At 38.7% G+C, this 431-nt stretch carries 1 pseudogene; it reads left to right on the plus strand.

Features of this window, described 5'->3' with window-relative positions:
* A pseudogene (locus HFD15_RS14015) lies at positions 1-431 on the plus strand (hypothetical protein); the annotation flags it as partial.

Raw genomic sequence — 431 nt, forward strand, 5'->3', positions numbered from 1 at the left:
TTGCATAATGCGCAACTACAGCCAATCTATCAAATGCTGGTGGCATGTCGTGAGATTACTAAGACAAGGTTCTTTGTGAGTAAATCTGGTACACGTACTGGTAAAGGATTACGTCATAAAGTAATTTCATCCATTTTTGATACGAAACATGTCAACCTAGATGAACTTTCAAATAAAGCAACGGCTGCAATGGCTTGGGCTGGATTTGATGGCGGAGAAATGTTACTGGTGACTGAATCAGGAGAAATCGGAAAGAGTTTAGAACGTTATTTGAAAATACTGGCTACTGAAAGTACATATCGTGGTCGAGGTATCGGTCAAAACTATGCGGATATTAATCTTACTGGGGTGCTGTCTATTGATTCAAATGAAAAAGTTCTGTTTTCTTCTGAAATGAATAGCAGGGCTGTGAACATTGCTTTTAAGAATCG

Origin of the sequence: Lactococcus sp. EKM203L (assembly GCF_011800585.1) — a bacterium.
In the GTDB taxonomy this organism is placed as follows: domain Bacteria; phylum Bacillota; class Bacilli; order Lactobacillales; family Streptococcaceae; genus Lactococcus; species Lactococcus lactis.